We start from the raw sequence: 13,766 nt of genomic DNA, 5'->3' as shown, positions 1-13,766 counted from the left end.
ACAGGGGTGTGGTCAGACGCGGTCGACGATGCCCACCTTTCCCTCCGCGCGAGCGCAGTGGGCGCCGCAGAACCAGTGGCCCTCGACCTCGACGCCCTGGCCGATGATCTGTACACGACAGTGCTCGCAGATCGGGGCCATGCGGTGGATCGCACAGGAGAAGCAGTCGAAGACGTGCACCGCTCCCTGTGCGTGCACCTCGAAGGTCATGCCGTAGTTGTTTCCGCATACTTCGCAAGTCGCCATGCGCCACAGGGTGAGCCGTCGGTCCGGCCCGGGCGAGGCGGCGACGGGCGAGTCGCGACGCAATCACCCGTCCGTACGGTCATTCCCTCGACGCCGGTGCCACATTGCCGAGGAGTTGCCCGAAGGCCGCCTCGTCGACGACGGGTGTGCCGAACTGGCGGGCCTTGACCACCTTCGACGTGCCCGAGTCCGGGTCGTTGGTGACGAGCAGGCTGGTCAGCCGGGAGATGCTGGTGGCGACGTGCAGCCCGGCCTCGATCGCGCGGTCCTCCAGGAGGTCGCGCTCGATCGAGGTGTCCCCGGAGAAGGCGATGCGCATGCCCTGCTTGAGTGGTTTGCCCTCTTCGTAACGTCCCGGGTTGGGATAGGGGCATGCGGGCCTTTTGCGGGCGGGGCGCCAACTGGTCGGCCGATAGCTTCCATAGCTCGACTGCTGCTGCCGGGGCACGGCCCGGTCCGTCCACTCGGTCAGCGGCCGGCACTCGTGCAGCGGCAGCCGTACGCCCCCCTCGGCCGCGGCCCGCAGGCTCGGCCGGAACGCCTCCGCGAGCACGCGCGCGTCGTCGAGCGCGTGGTGCGCGCGCTGCTGGACGACGCCGAAGTGGGCGGCCAGCGACTCCAGCTTGTGGTTGGGCAGCGGCAGGGCGAGCTCCTTGGACAGCGCGATGGTGCACAGCCGCTGCCGCACCGGCGCCTCGCGCTCCGCGCGCGCGTACTCCCGCGCGATCATCTGCCAGTCGAAGACCGCGTTGTGCGCGACGAGCACCCGGCCGTCCAGCCGGGTCGAGAACTCCTCGACGATGTCCTGGAAGAGGGGCGCGCCCCGCAGCACATCGCTCGTCAGACCGTGGATCCACACCGGGCCGGGGTCGCGCTCCGGGTTGACCAGCGTGTACCAGTGGTCCTCGACCTCACCGCGCGCGTCCAGCCGGTAGACGGCCGCGGAGATTATCCGGTCGTCCCGTGCGAGGCCGGTGGTCTCCACGTCGACGACCGCGTACCCCTGCGGATACGCGGCCGGCCACGTCGTGGGGGAGGACGCTGCGGTCGTCTGGTCTTCGAGCATGGTCCCTGAGGATACGGGCCCCCACTGACAGCGCCGCGCGCACCCGGCCGTGTGCGACGGCGGGCGGTGCCGGGAGTTCGTACAAAGACGTGAGGAACCGCACGCACGCGCGCGTAAGGCGACCAACCTCGCCGCGAAGCCCGGAAGTTGTTCACCGGTCCCGCCCTCTCACCCCAGCGCCGCCACCAGGTCTCCCGCCGTCAGCGTCTCCAGGCCGCAGCCGTCGACCGGCCCCGGCAGCAGCCGGTACGCCGCCCCGGTCGCACCCTCGGGGGCCACTGTGCCGTGGACGAGCGCGAGGAACACGTGCTTCTTCGCGGCCGCTTCACCCGCGAGGGTGTCGGCGTCCTCGGACGGCTGCCGTCTCTGCGGCGGTTCCAGGGCACGCACGCGTGCCGCGAACTCCGTGTCCCGCTCCCCGGCGTGCCGCCGGTAGTGCCAGAGCTCGTCCACCGCGCGCGGATGCGGCGCGCGCCGTACCACCGCGATCTCGTCGCCTCGCGCGGCCGCCCGCCACACGGCCAGGTCCCACAGGGTCGTACGGCCGCACGAGAAGTACTGGTACAGGTCCTCGGCGACCCGCCCCAGGTCGGCGCCGTGCACATACAGGCTGTGGAAGCCCTCGGCGGCCGGCAGATGCAGGTCGGTCCACAGGAACGTGCGGCGGTCCAGGTCGACCAGCATCGGGACGTGGATGCGCGAGTCGCCCACCAGGTCGTACCGCTGACGGACCGTACGCGGGTCGTAGGACGCGTCGCGGTCCTCCAGGGCCGCGGACGGCAGCGCCATGAAGCCGGCGAAGGCGTCCAGGAGCGCCTCGAACGGGACGTCGTTGAAGCTGAAGACGACGGGCAGCGCGAACCGCACCCCGCGGTCGGCGAGCGCGCCGAGGTCCAGGTCGACGTACTCGGTCGCCCCGTCCGGCGCGGGCCCCGAGACCAGATCACCGGAGTGGACCGCCGAACGGCCCTCGTACACGAGGCTGGTGTAGTCGCACAGCCCCGCGAACTTCCAGTCCCCGTCGTACAGCGCCACCGACAGATCCAGGTCCACCCGGGTCCCGGCGGGCTCCGTCCAGTGCAGGAAGAGCCGCAGCACCTCCCCCTCGGGCAGTGGCTGGGTGCTGCCGCGCGGCACCGTCACGAGCGCCCTCGCGGCGGCGCTCTCGGCGGCCGGCACCGCGAGACCGGTGAGCGCCGAGTCCAGCACGGCCAGGTCGAGCCGGGGCCCGTCGGCCAGCCGGCGCAGCGCCTCGGCCTCCAGCAGCGCGCACACCTCGTCCGTCACCTCCGACGACAGCGGCACGCGCGTGTCGTCGATGGTGAAGGAGTGGGTGACCTGCCCGCGCGGGAAGAACACCCGGCGCCCGCCCGGCAGATGACGGATCCGCATCCGGCCGAGCGCGGCCAGCAGCGGACCCGGGCCGGCTTTGGGCAGCACCCGGCGCAGAGCGTCCCCGAACCCCTGCGGCAGTGCGTCGAGTTCGCGCAGCCGCAGCAGATGGTCGAGCCTGCGCAGCAGTTCGCCCGGCCGCTGGGCGAGCAGCTCCAGGGCAGCCGTCATGTCCTTCTCGTGCAGCGCCTGTTCGACGCGTGCCGCCCAGGTGGCCGGCTTGACGCGGACGCCGTCGACCCGCACCGCGTCCGGGTGCGCGGCGGCAGTCCGCAGCAGCGCCTCGCCGAGCGCGCCCTCGGAGGTGTCGGTGGCGCGCAGGACGGCGAACGCGAGCGCGGCCCTGGGATGGCGGGCGTGCTGCTCGTAGGGGTGCAGGATCTCGGCGGCGCGCTTCCAGGGGCCCGGGTGCCGCAGCACGTCCTCGACCAACGAGGGCATCGCCAGGCCGTCGAGTATGCCGAGCAGCTGCCGGCGCAGCGCGCGCGGCAGGGAGCGCATACGGCGAGGGTCGAGCAGGTCGGGCTCGCCGCCGGACCACACGCACAGCAGCCGCAGCACGTCCGTCGCGGTCGTCAGATGCGTGGCCAGGAGCTCGGTCGCCGTCACGCGCGTGTGCCGGTCGAGCAGCAGCGTGCCGAGGGCCAGCGCCTTGGTCTGGCGCACCGGGATGTCCGCCGGGAACCAGCCGAGGTCGGCCGGCGCGTGCGCCAGCAGGATCTTCACGTCGTCCCGGTCCTGCGGAGGCAGCGGGGTGCGCCGGGCCAGCAGCTTCAGCAGGGCCTTGACCGCGTCCGCCTTGGCGTCCGTGCCGAGCGCCAGCAACTTCAGCGGTCCGACGGCGAGTTCGCGCTCGCGGCGCGGCTGCTCCGGCTTCAGAAAGGGGTCTGCCCGGTCGATACGGCGATGACAGATCGGGCAGCCCGCGTAGTCCGTGCCGTCCCAGCACTCCCGGCACACCAGATGTGCGCACGGCGACACCGCGTGCACGCTGCCGACCGTGCCGCACAGCACACACGGCTGGGCCGGCCACTGGAGCAGCAGGGTGAAGATCCGGTCGACGTACAGCTGGAACGTGTCGTCCGGCACCGAGGCCGGGAAGCTGCGGAACATCGGCATATGGGTGCGGTCCGCGCCCAGTTCGGCGTCGATGTGCCCGATCAGCTGTCTGCCCGCGTCCCCGAGCCCGGCGGGCCCCAGCCAGGAGAGCGCCGCGTGCAGCTGCGCCGTCGGTGCGAATCCCCGGTCCAGCAGCTCGGCTTCGAGCGCGACGAGCCCTGGCGTCGTCGACGGGTCGCCCGGGCGTGGCCCGGCCTGGTCGACGTAGACGGTACGAAGGCGGCGGAGCAGCACGGACGACAGTACGGACAAGCGGAGGCCCCCGGCGGGAAGGAAGAGAAGAAGAGAGGCGGGAGGCGGAGAGTGAGCGCGCTGTCAGCGTCAGAAAAGGGAGAAGGAAGCACGCTTGCGGAGCCGCCCCCGCGAACACGACTCTAGGAGGGCGCCTTCGATAAGCGCCACCTATTTATCGTCGAGCAGTGACCGGGCCAACGCCCGCACGGACATGACGAACAGCCGCTCCTCGTTCACCGGCTGCGCGAAGGCGCAGGCGAGCGCCGGGTCGTCGTCAGCGGTCGTCTCCTCGGCGGGCCGCTGGGCGGGCGCGCGCTCCCGATTGCGTTCTACGAGGACGAAGCCCACGACCTGGAACTGCACCGCCCGTACCGCCTCCGCCGCCCGGGTGCCGCGCAGTCCGGCCGCGTGCACCTCGCGCACGAGAGCCTGCCGCGCGGGCAGGAACATCCGCTCGGTCAGGCCGCGTTCGTGGACCATCGCGATCAGATGAGGATGGGCGCGCAGCCGCCGGCGCAGGATGCGCGCCACCGAGACGACCCGCTCGACCGGGGTGCGCCCGACCGGCCGGAACTCGCCCAGGTCGGCCACGGTCCGCTGGACGAGCGCGTCCAGCAGGGACTCCCGGTTGCCGACATGCCAGTAGATCGAGGTCACGGCGGTGCCCAGTTCGGCGGCGAGCTTGCGCATCGTCAGCGCCTCGGGGCCGTGCTGCCTCACCAGGTTCGCGGCCGTGTCCAGGACCTCGTCCCGGGTGAGCGACGGTCTCGCCATGCTGCCCCCAAGTCCGGCTCGTGCACGCGTATTTACCCCGCGGGGCAGGTGCTGTAACTGTGTTACAGGTGACGGCCCATCAGAAGAAGGGGCGGTACGACATGGCACGCGTACGGTACGGCGCACGGACCGAGGCGGAGATCGCCGCCGCGCGCACCGCGAGCTCCAGGCTCCCGGACATCTGGTCCACCGGTGTGGTGGCGATCTGGGAGACCGACCCGGACGCGGTCGCGGCGGTTCTGCCACCACCCCTGAAACCCACGGACCGGCCGCTGGCCCGGGTCAGCGTCAGCAAGGTCGACCTGCCCGGATATCCGCTCGGCGCGGGCTCGTTCGCGGTCGCCGCGGCCCATGACGGCGTCGAGGGCTGGTACCCCCTCGTCATGCCGATGACCCACGAACGGGCCCTGATCGGCGGCCGCGAGGTCTTCGGCGAGCCCAAGAAGCTCGGCGAGGTGGTCGTCGAGCGCGACGGCCTGGTCGTCCGCGCGTTCCTCGCCCGCCACGGCATCGCCTTCGCCGAGGTGCGCGGCGCGGTCGCCGGCGAACTGCCGGTGCCGGAGCCGGTCCAGAAGACCGACTTCTACTTCAAGTTCCTGCCCGCCGTGGACGGTTCGGGCTTCGACGCCGACCCGGTGCTCGTGCACTGTCTGCGCAACGAGAAGGTCCGCAGGCTGGAGCGGATCACCGGCGACGTCGTCCTGCGCGAGTCGATGTACGACCCGGTCGCCGACCTCCCGGTGCGCCGCCTCGTCGAGATCACCATCGGTGAGAAGACCAGCGACCAGCGCGGCAAGGTCGTCGAGCGGGTCGACGCGCGGGCCCTGCTGCCCTACATCCACCAGCGCTACGACGATCCGGCGCAGGTCCTCGACGCGCCTCCCGAGGGGAGTGCCTGATGCTGCGTCTTCCCGGGGGACGACCCCCGGACCTCCGGCCGACAGAGGGGTCGGTGCGAGCGATGTCGGAAGAGGAGCGGCTGTGGATCTGAGGGAAGGGCAGGTCGCCGTGGTCACCGGCGCGGCGAGCGGCATCGGCCTCGCGATGGTCCGGCGGTTCGCCGCCGAGGGGCTCAAGGTCGTCCTCGCCGACGTCGAGGAGGGCGCCCTGGAGAAGGCCGTGGCGGGGCTCCGCGCGGACGGCGCGGACGTGCACGCGCGCGTGGTGGACGTCGGCGAGCGGGAACAGGTCCTGGAGCTGGCGGACTTCGCCTATGAGACGTACGGGGCCGTCCATGTGCTGTGCAACAACGCCGGGGTCGGCTCGGGTGCCGAGGGCCGGATGTGGGAGCACGAGCCGAACGACTGGAAGTGGGCGTTCGCCGTCAATGTGTGGGGTGTCTTCCATGGCATCCAGGCGTTCGTCCCTCACATGATCAAGTCGGGTCAACCCGGTCATGTGGTCAATACGTCCTCCGGCGACGGCGGCATCGCCCCGCTCCCCACCGCCTCCGTGTACGCCGTCACCAAGGCGGCCGTCGTGACGATGACCGAGTCCCTGTACGCCCACCTGAAGGCCGAGCACACGCGCGTGGGCGCCTCCGTCCTCTTCCCCGGCCCGCACATGCTCCGCACCGGCCTGTGGGAGTCGCACCGCAACCGGCCCGAGCGGTACGCCAAGGAACGGCCGCGCAGGACGCCGTACCGCAGCCTCGGCCAATGGGAGGCCGCGATGAAGGAAGCGGGCCGGGAGGTGGAGTTCACCCCGGTCGAGGAGGTCGCCGAGACGGTGGTCGACGGCATCCGCGCGGACCGCTTCTGGATCCTGCCGGCGAGCGAGCACAGTGACGATCGGATCAGGGCGCGGGCGCAGTCGATGCTGGACCGCGCGAACCCGTCGTACCTAGAGAACTTCATCCTGGACTGACTGGACCGAGGGGGTCTCGATGACCGACCAGGACGATCCCTACCTGATCATCTCCTCCGACTGCCACGCCGGACTGCCCACCGAGGAGTACCGGCCCTATCTGGACTCCCGTTTCCACCGGGAGTTCGACGACTTCCTCGCCGGGCGCGACCGGCGCCGCGAGGAGATGACCCGGCTCGGCATCCGCAACGAGGCGTTCGCGAACAAGTGGTTCCAGGACAACGAGGAGGGCCTGCGCGGGGGCTGGGAGACCGCTCAGCGGCTGAAGGAGCTCGACGGCGACGGGGTGGCCGCCGAGGTCGTCTTCCCGGACGCCGACGCCGTCGACAGCCAGACCGCCGCGCCCTTCGGGGTGGGGCTCGGGCTCTCCGGCGATCACGACCCGGAGCTGGGCATGGCGGGTGCGCGGGCGCACAACCGCTGGCTGGCCGACTTCGTCTCCGAGCACCCCGAACGGCACTGCGGAGTGGCCCTGTTGCCGGTCACCGCCCCGACCGAGCGGGTCGTCGCCGAGGTGTACCGGGCCAAGGAGTCCGGGCTCGGCGCGCTGATGATCCCGTCCATGTGGGTCGACAAGGAGCCCTACCACGACCACCGCTACGACCCGGTGTGGGCCGCGGCGGCCGAGTGCGGGATGCCGGTGATGACCCACTCCGGTGCCGCGCCGCGCCATGAGTACGGCGACCACCTCGGGATCTTCGTCTCCGAGGTCACCTGGTGGCCCGCCCGTCCGCTGTGGTTCCTGCTCTGGTCGGGCGTCTTCGAACGCCACCCGGGGCTGAGGTTCGGTGTCGCCGAGTCGGGTTGCTGGTGGCTGCCGAACCTGCTGTGGTTCATGGACCGCCTCTACCTCGGCGCACACGGCGGCAAGAAGCTCTCGCCCTTCCAGGAGGTGCGGCGCCCGCCGCACGAGTACCTCGACCGGCAGGTCTTCATCTGCGCGACCAACACCAAGCGCCGCGAACTTGCCCAGCGCTACGAGATCGGCGTCGACAACATCCTCTGGGGCAGCGACTTCCCGCACCCCGAGGGCACCTGGCCCGACACGCGCGCGTGGCTCAAGCGCACCTTCCACGACATCCCGGTGGCGGAGACCCGCCGCATGCTCGGCCTGGCCGCGGCGGAGGTCTTCGGCTTCGACGTGGCGAAACTGACCCCGCTCGCCCGCCGCATCGGCCCCACCCCCGCCGAACTGGGCCAGTCCGCCGACCAGGCGGCCGTGGAGGCGTCCTGGGCGCGCTCGCGCGAGGTCGGCCGGCACTGGCTGACGGACCATGACTTCCCGACCCTGGGGGTGACGCCATGACCGACCGGTACACGGTGATCTCCGCCGACTGCCACGCGGGCGCCGACCTGCTGGACTACAAGCCCTATCTGGAGCGGCGGTACCACGACGAGTTCGACGCGTGGGCCGCGACGTACGTCAATCCCTACGAGGACCTGCTCGCCGACACGGCCGACAAGAACTGGAACTCCGAACGGCGGCTCGCGGAGCTGGAGGAGGACGGGATCGTCGCGGAGGTGGTGTTCCCCAACACCATCCCGCCGTTCTTCCCGTCCGGCTCGCTCATGGCACCTGCACCGGACCCGGCGGAGTTCGAGCGCCGCTGGGCCGGCCTGCGCGCCCACAATCGCTGGCTGGCGGACTTCTGCGCGGCGGCCCCGGGGCGGCGGGCGGGCGTCTTCCAGATCCTCCTCAACGACGTCGAGGAGGCCGTCAAGGAGATCCGATGGGCCGTCGAGGCAGGCCTCAAGGGCGGCCTGCTGCTGCCGGGAACACCGCCGGGCAGCGGGCTCCCGGAGCTCTACTCGTCGACGTACGACCCTCTCTGGGCCGTCTGCGCGGAACTCGGCGTGCCCGTCAACCACCACGCGGGCTCGGCCTCCCCGCCGCTCGGCGACGAACCGGCGGCCCGCGCGGTCTTCATGGTCGAGACGACCTGGTTCTCGCACCGGGCGCTGTGGCACCTGGTGTTCGGCGGTGCCTTCCGCCGTCACCCGGAGCTGAGGCTCGTGCTCACCGAACAGGGGTCGGGGTGGATCCCGGGTGTGCTGGAGATGCTGGACTACTACCACGGGCGCCTGGTCGCCGCCGCGACGCGGGCGTCCACGGCGGAGTCCAAGTTCGGCGCGGGCCTGGCCGCCCGCATGGGCAACGCGCCCTCCGAGGTCTGGCGCGACAACTGCTTCGTCGGCGCCAGCTTCATGCGACCGCACGAGGTGCCGCTGCGCGACCGGATCGGCATCGACAAGATCATGTGGGGGAGCGACTACCCGCACGACGAGGGGACCTACCCGTACTCCCGGGAAGGCCTGCGCTTCGCCTACGCGCGCGTGCCGCGCGCGGAGGTCGCCGCGATGGTCGGCGGCAACGCCGCGCGCGTGTACGGCTTCGACCTGGACCTTCTCGACCCCATCGCGGCGAAGGTCGGCCCGACGGTCGAGGAGATCGCCGAGCCGCTCACCGAGCCACCGGCGGACGCGACGAGCCCGGTGTTCGCGAAGGGGGCGTCGGTACGGGTCTGGTGAGGCACAGGACGGCAGAGGGAGCCGGGGCGGGACCGGCGAGCGTCGGTCCGGACCCGAGGGCGCCCGGGGTGCGATCCTCCCGTCTGTGACCGAACCCACGCATGACGAGGCCCATGGCGGCTCGCTCGCCGAGCGGCTGAACTGGCTGCGGGCGGCCGTCCTGGGCGCCAACGACGGCATCGTGTCCACCGCGGGCCTCGTCGTCGGCGTCGCCGGCGCCACGGACGACCGCTCGGCCCTTCTGACGGCGGGCCTGGCAGGGTTGCTCGCGGGGTCGATGTCGATGGCGGCGGGGGAGTACGTCTCCGTCTCCACCCAACGGGACTCGGAGAAGGCCGCCCTCGCCGTCGAGAAGCGGGAGCTGCGCGAGCAGCCCGAGGCCGAACTGGAGGAGCTCACCGAACTCCTCCAGGGCCGGGGCCTGTCCCGGGACGTGGCCCGCGAGGCTGCCGTCCAGCTCACCGAACGGGACGCCCTGCGAGCCCACGCGCGTGTGGAGCTCGGCATCGACCCCGACCAGCTCACCAACCCCTGGCACGCCGCATGGGCGAGCTTCCTGTCCTTCACGGTCGGCGCCCTGCTCCCGCTCCTCGCCATCGTCCTGCCGCCCACCGACTGGCGCCTGGCCGTCACGGTCGTCTCCTCCCTGGCCGCCCTCCTCCTCACCGGCTGGAGCAGCGCCCGCCTCGGCGCCGCCGACCCGGTCCGCGCGGCCCTGCGCAATGTGGCGGGCGGGGCGCTGGCCATGGGGGTGACCTACGCCGCGGGGACGCTCCTGGGGGCGGCCGGAGTCTGAAACCGCTGATAGTGGCTTTGGCGGAGATCACCAACAAGTAAGCGCGTACCCTCGGTAATACTTGTCAGTAACAACGTCTAGCCGTGGCCGACCAGCGGTTCTACGGTGCGACCATGCCGAACCTGCCCGATGTCGTGCTGTGGTCGATACCCGCCTTCGTGCTGCTCACCGTGGTCGAGGTGATCAGCGTCCGTATCCATCCGGACGAGGACGCCGCCGGATACGAGACGAAGGATGCCGCGACGAGCGTCGGCATGGGCCTGGGAAGCCTGGCCTTCGACTTCCTCTGGAAGATCCCGATCGTCGCGATCTACACGGCGGTCTACGAACTCACGCCCCTGAGCGTCCCCGTGCTGTGGTGGACCGTCCCGCTGATGCTGCTCGCGCAGGACTTCTTCTACTACTGGTCGCACCGCGGCCACCACGTCATCCGCATCCTGTGGGCCTGCCACGTGGTCCATCACTCCAGCGAGAAGTTCAACCTCACCACCGCCCTGCGCCAGCCGTGGACCACGCTGACCGTGTGGCCGTTCTACGTGCCGCTGATCGCCGCCGGTGTGCACCCCGCGGCCCTGGCCTTCTGCTCCTCGGCGAACCTCGTCTACCAGTTCTGGATCCACACCGAGCGCATCGACAAGCTGCCCCGGTGGTTCGAGTTCGTCTTCAACACGCCCTCCCACCACCGGGTCCACCACGCCTCCCAGGGCGGCTACCTGGACCGCAACTTCGGCGGCATCCTCATCGTCTGGGACCGGCTCTTCGGGTCGTTCGTCGCCGAGACCGAACGGCCTGTCTATGGGTTGACCAAGAACATCAACACGTTCAACCCGATCAAGGTCGCCACTCATGAGTACGTCGCGATCGTCAAGGACATCAAGGCGGCGCGCAGTTGGCGCGAGCGCGCGGGGCGGGTGTTCCGGGGGCCCGGGTGGAAACCGGCGCCGGCGGCGGAACCGGCCGAGGAGACCGTGGCCGCGTGAGACGCCTTCTCGCAGAAGCCTTCGCCCTCGCGGCCGTCGTCGACCTGGTCTCCCTGGCCGCCGGCTGGGACGCCGGGCACACCGTCGCCAAGCCCCTCCTGATGCCGCTGCTCGCCGCGTACGCGGCCGCCCGCGGCGCACCCCGGCTCCTGATCGCCGCCCTGCTGTGCGGCTGGGGCGGCGACACCCTGCTCCTCCTCGACGCCGAGCCCGCCTTCCTCGCCGGCATGGGCTCCTTCGCCGCCGGGCACATCTGCTACCTCGCGCTCTTCAGGTCGTACGACGAGGCACGCGCGCGCAGGGCCTTCCTCGCCCCCGTCTACGGCACCGTCCTCGTCGTCACGGTCGCCCTGCTCTGGCCCGACCTGCCCGCCGACCTGCGCGTCCCCGTCGCGGGATACAGCCTGCTGCTCACGGCCATGGCGTACACGGCCGCCACCCGGCTCGGCCTGGTCGCCGGGCTCGGCGGCGCGCTCTTCGTGCTCTCCGACAGTCTCATCGCGACCGGCGTCGCGGAGTGGCCCCAGCCGCCCCGGCCGGACCTGTGGATCATGCTCACCTATATTGCCGCGCAGTCACTGCTGGTCACCGGCATACTCGGCGAGCGACGGCCGCGGGAGTCGGCGTACGGTGAAGTGCGCTCGACCACCCCCTGAGCGCACGTACCACCAGAGACGAGAAGGATCCTCGCCATGCGCGCCACCACCATCCACGCCCCCTTCGACATGCGCGTGGAGGACGTGCCCGACCCCGTGGTGCAGCTGCCTACCGACGCCGTGGTCCGCGTCCTGCGCTCCTGCATCTGCGGCAGCGACCTGTGGGCGTACCGCGGCACGGCCGCCCGGCAGCCGGGGCAGCGCATCGGCCACGAGTTCCTCGGCGTCGTCGAGGAGACCGGCTCCGAGGTGGGCACCGTCCGGCGCGGTGACCTCGTGGTCGCGCCCTTCATGTGGTCCGACGGCGTCTGCGACTACTGCCGCGAAGGCCTGAACACCTCCTGCGAGCACGGCGGCTTCTGGGGCTCCGTCGGCTACGACGGCGGCCAGGGCGAGGCCGTGCGCGTGCCCTTCGCCGACGGGACCCTCGTCCAGCTGCCCAAGGACGCGGCCTCCGACGACCGGCTGCTGACCGCCCTGCTGAGCCTGTCCGACGTCATGGGCACCGGCCACCACGCCGCCCTCGGCGCCGGAGCCCGCGCGGGCGCCACGGTCGCCGTCGTCGGCGACGGGGCCGTCGGCCTGTGCGCGGTGCTCGCCGCCAAGCGGCTGGGCGCCGAGCGGATCATCGCGCTCGGCCGCCACCGGGCCCGTACCGACATCGCCCGCCGCTTCGGCGCCACCGACGTGGTCGCCGAGCGCGGGGACGCGGCGGTCGAGGCCGTCCGCGCACTCACCCGAGGCCAGGGCGCGCACGCCGTCATCGAGGCCGTCGGCACCGAGCAGTCCATGCGCACCGCGATCGACATCACCCGCGACGGCGGCACCGTCGGCTGGGTGGGCGTGCCGCACGGCAGCGGCACCGGGATCGACCTGGGTGTCATGTTCGACCGGAACATCGCGCTGCGCGGCGGTGTCGCCCCGGTCCGCGCGTACATCCCGGAGCTGCTGGCCGACGTCCTGGACGGCACCATCGACCCGTCGCCCGTCTTCGACCTGACCCTCGGTCTGGAGGACGTCCCGGCCGGCTACAAGGCGATGGACGAGCGGACGGCCCTCAAGGTGCTCGTCGCCAACTGACCCTCCCCAGGGCACCTCACCAGCGGATCGGCACCGGCAGCGCCGTCAGCAGCCCCGACACCACGACCACCACGCCCAGCGCGAGGACCTCCGCCCGCGCGGGGGAGCAGGCGGTCAGCGGGTCGGACGCCCGGCGCAGCCGCAGCCGCGCCCACAGGGCGAGCGCCGCGACCACGGCCACGAGCAGCACCTTGGCGAGCAGCACCCGCCCGTACGCGGTCGCCGTCAGCTGGTCCAGGACCGTGCCCGGCGGCATCCGGCGCAATGTGCTGCACAGCCCGGTGGCGGTGATCGCGGCGAGCAGGACGACGGCCACGCGCGCGTAGCGGCCCAGCAGAGCCGCGCCCGCTGCCGTCGGCCCCCACCGGCGCAGCGTCCGCAGCGTGTACAGCAGCCCGCCCACCCACAGCGCCGCACAGGTCAGATGGACCAGGGTCAGCCCCGACCCGACCAACGGGCTCTGCTCGGTCGGGGGATGAGCACGCAGGGACTCCGCCACGACGACCGCGGCCAGCGGCCAGACCTGGGTGACAGGGCGGGCCGAGAGCGAGCACAGGCCCGCCACGAGGAAGGCGTTCACCTCGACGAGCGCGAGCTTGCCGTCCCGCGACTCGTACAGGCCGCCGACGTCGATCTCGGCGAGGCTGTGCGGCACGAGGTTGCCGGTCGCCACGACCGAGGCGAGCCCCAGCGCGGCGACGAAACCGGCGGCGGCCGCGTACGGGGCCCAGCTGCGCGGTGCGGCCGGGGGCGCGCCGGGCACGGCACGGGCCAGCCGGTTCACGAAGAGTTCGCCCACCGGGACGCACAGCGCCGCGAACAGCACCGCCCGCAGCAGCGCGATGCCGCCGACGCCGGGCGCCGCGGCCTCCCCGGTGCCGTGCAGCGCGGTGGAGGGGCCGAGCAGCGGGATCAGCGCGCCGAGCGTCACCAGCACGAGGACGGCGACGGCCCGGCCGGCACCGGAGCGCGGCGACGGCCCGGTCGCGTCGGCGGCCCCGGTCGTGGGTCTTGTCAAGGTCACCTCA

The 13,766-nt window shown here is 72.1% G+C and carries 13 protein-coding genes; 8 read left to right on the top strand and 5 right to left on the bottom strand.

What is annotated here, in order from left to right:
- Window positions 1–12: 12 nt before the first annotated feature.
- The 4 genes from ACFY0U_RS15685 to ACFY0U_RS15670 all read right to left on the bottom strand — a co-directional run bounded on the left by ACFY0U_RS15685 (window position 13) and on the right by ACFY0U_RS15670 (window position 4,831).
- Window positions 13–246: a hypothetical protein gene (locus tag ACFY0U_RS15685; RefSeq protein WP_079083468.1), complete on the bottom strand. Its 234-nt coding sequence runs from the start codon at window positions 244–246 to the stop codon at window positions 13–15.
- Between the two features lie 79 nt (window positions 247–325).
- Window positions 326–1,312, bottom strand: a complete 987-nt coding sequence (locus tag ACFY0U_RS15680; RefSeq protein WP_388635465.1) for a DEDDh family exonuclease — start codon at window positions 1,310–1,312, stop codon at window positions 326–328.
- A 168-nt stretch (window positions 1,313–1,480) separates the two neighbouring features.
- Window positions 1,481–4,075 (bottom strand): MXAN_6230/SCO0854 family RING domain-containing protein, encoded by a 2,595-nt coding sequence (locus ACFY0U_RS15675; protein WP_388635463.1) that lies wholly within the window; start codon window positions 4,073–4,075, stop codon window positions 1,481–1,483.
- Window positions 4,076–4,225: 150 nt separating this feature from the next.
- Complete coding sequence (locus tag ACFY0U_RS15670; protein WP_388635461.1) at window positions 4,226–4,831, bottom strand: TetR/AcrR family transcriptional regulator; 606 nt, start codon at window positions 4,829–4,831, stop codon at window positions 4,226–4,228.
- Window positions 4,832–4,932: 101 nt separating this feature from the next.
- Between ACFY0U_RS15670 and ACFY0U_RS15665 the strand changes: the two genes are divergently transcribed.
- The 8 genes from ACFY0U_RS15665 to ACFY0U_RS15630 all read left to right on the top strand — a co-directional run bounded on the left by ACFY0U_RS15665 (window position 4,933) and on the right by ACFY0U_RS15630 (window position 12,738).
- Window positions 4,933–5,730 carry an acetoacetate decarboxylase family protein gene (locus ACFY0U_RS15665; protein WP_388635459.1) on the top strand — a complete coding sequence of 266 codons (798 nt, stop codon included), beginning with the start codon at window positions 4,933–4,935 and terminating at the stop codon, window positions 5,728–5,730.
- Window positions 5,731–5,812: 82 nt separating this feature from the next.
- Window positions 5,813–6,697, top strand: a complete 885-nt coding sequence (locus ACFY0U_RS15660; protein ID WP_388635457.1) for an SDR family NAD(P)-dependent oxidoreductase — start codon at window positions 5,813–5,815, stop codon at window positions 6,695–6,697.
- Between the two features lie 19 nt (window positions 6,698–6,716).
- Window positions 6,717–8,003: an amidohydrolase family protein gene (locus tag ACFY0U_RS15655; protein WP_388635455.1), complete on the top strand. Its 1,287-nt coding sequence runs from the start codon at window positions 6,717–6,719 to the stop codon at window positions 8,001–8,003.
- On the top strand, window positions 8,000–9,226 hold the full coding sequence (locus ACFY0U_RS15650; protein ID WP_388635453.1) for an amidohydrolase family protein: 1,227 nt from the start codon (window positions 8,000–8,002) through the stop codon (window positions 9,224–9,226). The genes ACFY0U_RS15655 and ACFY0U_RS15650 overlap by 4 nt, the downstream gene beginning before the upstream one ends.
- 85 nt (window positions 9,227–9,311) lie before the next feature.
- Entirely contained in the window at window positions 9,312–10,022 is a 711-nt protein-coding gene (locus ACFY0U_RS15645) for a VIT family protein (protein WP_388635451.1), read from the top strand.
- 113 nt (window positions 10,023–10,135) lie between these two features.
- Window positions 10,136–11,002: a sterol desaturase family protein gene (locus tag ACFY0U_RS15640; RefSeq protein ID WP_388636247.1), complete on the top strand. Its 867-nt coding sequence runs from the start codon at window positions 10,136–10,138 to the stop codon at window positions 11,000–11,002.
- Window positions 10,999–11,658, top strand: a complete 660-nt coding sequence (locus ACFY0U_RS15635; RefSeq protein ID WP_388635449.1) for a lysoplasmalogenase — start codon at window positions 10,999–11,001, stop codon at window positions 11,656–11,658. The genes ACFY0U_RS15640 and ACFY0U_RS15635 overlap by 4 nt, the downstream gene beginning before the upstream one ends.
- A gap of 36 nt (window positions 11,659–11,694) precedes the next feature.
- Window positions 11,695–12,738, top strand: coding sequence for a zinc-dependent alcohol dehydrogenase family protein (locus ACFY0U_RS15630; protein ID WP_388635447.1), 1,044 nt, complete (start codon window positions 11,695–11,697; stop codon window positions 12,736–12,738).
- 16 nt (window positions 12,739–12,754) lie between these two features.
- On the opposite strand, the gene ACFY0U_RS15625 is transcribed toward ACFY0U_RS15630, so the two are convergent.
- Window positions 12,755–13,762, bottom strand: a complete 1,008-nt coding sequence (locus tag ACFY0U_RS15625) for a CopD family protein (RefSeq protein WP_388635445.1) — start codon at window positions 13,760–13,762, stop codon at window positions 12,755–12,757.
- Window positions 13,763–13,766: the final 4 nt, after the last annotated feature.

The sequence above is a fragment of the Streptomyces sp. NPDC001536 genome (genome assembly GCF_042894505.1).
In the GTDB taxonomy this organism is placed as follows: Bacteria; Actinomycetota; Actinomycetes; order Streptomycetales; family Streptomycetaceae; genus Streptomyces.
This window is presented reverse-complemented; position numbering and strand designations above follow the sequence as displayed.